The sequence below is a fragment of the Streptomyces sp. rh34 genome, assembly GCF_002551245.1.
GTDB lineage: Bacteria > Actinomycetota > Actinomycetes > Streptomycetales > Streptomycetaceae > Streptomyces.
The window spans coordinates 1-1,965 of the sequence record NZ_NTGZ01000498.1 but is presented as its reverse complement, the minus strand read 5'-3'; the positions used below and the strand labels follow the sequence as shown (position 1 = coordinate 1,965).

Below are 1,965 nucleotides of genomic sequence, written 5' to 3'. Positions count from 1 at the left end.
CGGCGTCGAACTGAGCGGAGTGTGGGGGCGCAGGGCCGAGGCGGCCGACGCCCTCGCCGCCGCCCACGGCACCCGCGCGTACACCGGCGAGCAGGGCATCGACGCACTTCTCGGGGCGAGCGACGCGGTGGCCTTCGCGCTGCCGCCGGACGTCCAGGCCCCGCTCGCGGTCCGGGCCGCCGAGGCGGGCTGTCACCTGCTGATGGACAAGCCGGTCGCCACGACGGTCGAGGGGGCCCGCGCGGTGGCCGGGGCGGCGGAGGGGGCAGGGGTCGCCTCGGTCGTTTTCTGCACGCTCCGGTTCGCTCCCGAGACCTCCGCGTGGATCGCCGAACAGGCCGCGGTGGGCGGCTGGTTCACGGCTCGCGCCCAGTGGCTGGGTTCGCTCTACGCCGAGGGCTCGACCAGTGAGTACGCGGACTCCCCGTGGCGGCGCGAGAAGGGGGGCCTGTGGGACGTCGGCCCGCACGCGCTCTCCGTGCTGATCCCGGTCCTGGGCGACGTGGAGCACCTGACCGCCGCCCGGGGGCCGGCCGACACCACGCACCTGATCCTGCGCCACAGCTCCGGCGCGTCCAGCACGGTGACCCTCGGGCTGAGCGCCCCGCCCGGCGCGGCGGGCGTCGAGATCGAGTTCCGGGGCGAGCGGGGCACGGCGTCGCTCCCCGGCTGGGACGGCGCGGAGACGGCGTTCCGGGGCGCGGTGGACGCCCTGGCCGAAGCGGTACGCACGGGAGTGCCGCACGCCTGCGACGCGCGCTTCGGCCTCCACCTCACGGAGCTGCTGGTGGCGGCGGAGACGCAGGCGCAGGCGGGCTGACCCGCCGGAGCGAGCGGCACAGGGCCTCCAAGCAAGGACCTCCGGGCGGGGCGGCCTCGCGGCACCCCGCGGCTCCGCCGACGACGAACGTTCAACCGTACGGCGGCACCGTGCCGCCGGTTACGGCTTGCCGCGGCTTCCTGCGGCTTCCTGCGGCTTCCTGCGGCTCCCCGCGGCTCATCCCGGCGGCAGGGCCCGGCACAGGGCCTCCAGCGCCTCCGGGTAGGCGGGCTCGGCAGGCGTCGCGTACCCGACGACGAGCCCGTCCCGGGGGTCCTCCGCCTGCCCCGCCCCCGGGTGCAGGTAGCCGGTGAGGCCCTCCACCGCCAGCCCCTGCCAGGCCGCCGCCCGGACCGCCGAACGCTCGGTGCCGGGCGGCAGTTCCAGCACCGCGTGCAGACCGGCCGCGATCCCGGTGACCCGGACGTGCGGGGCCCGTTGTTCCAGTGCCGCCACCAACTGGTCCCGGCGGCGGCGGTGGCGCTGCCGCATCCGGCGGACCTGCCGGTCGTACGCGCCCGACTCGACGAAGTCCGCGAGCGTCAACTGCTCGGTGGCGCTGGAGAACTGCTCCCGCTCACCCTTCGCCGCGACGAGGGGCGCCACCAGCCGCTGGGGCAGCACCATCCACCCGATCCGCAGGGCGGGGGAGAGACTCTTGCTCACCGACCCCACCAGCACGACATGCTCGGGATCGAGCCCTTGAACAGCACCCACGGGCTGCCGGTCGTAACGGAACTCCCCGTCGTAGTCGTCCTCCACGACGAGCCCGCCGGTGGCCCGGGCCCAGTCGACGACGGCCGCCCGCCGCGTGGGGTGCAGCGGCCCGCCGGTGGGGAACTGGTGGGCAGGGGTGAGGAGTACGGCACGGTCGCGGCGGGTGAGCCCGTCGACCCGGGCGCCGTCCGCGTCCACGCCGAGCGGCCGGGTACCGACCCCGTGGGAGGCGAGGAGGTCGCGGTGGAAGGGCAGGCCGTACTCCTCCGCCGCCCAGGGGCCGCCCACCACCTCCGCCAGCAGCCGCAGCCCGTGCGCGGCCCCCGAGCACAGCACGATCCGCTCCGGCGCGGCCCGCACCCCGCGCACCCGGGCCAGATAACCGGCGAGGGCCCGCCGCAGCTCGGGCCGCCCGTGCGGATCGCCGG

General features: G+C 76.8%; 2 protein-coding genes. One reads left to right on the top strand and one right to left on the bottom strand.

What is annotated here, in order from left to right; translation table 11 throughout:
- Positions 1 to 820, top strand: an 820-nt coding sequence (locus tag CR470_RS37640; protein WP_097872234.1) for a Gfo/Idh/MocA family protein, incomplete at its 5' end; no start/stop codon positions are given.
- A 177-nt stretch (positions 821 to 997) separates the two neighbouring features.
- On the opposite strand, the gene CR470_RS37635 is transcribed toward CR470_RS37640, so the two are convergent.
- A partial coding sequence (locus CR470_RS37635; RefSeq protein WP_097872232.1) for an aminotransferase-like domain-containing protein occupies positions 998 to 1,965 on the bottom strand: 968 nt, incomplete at its 5' end.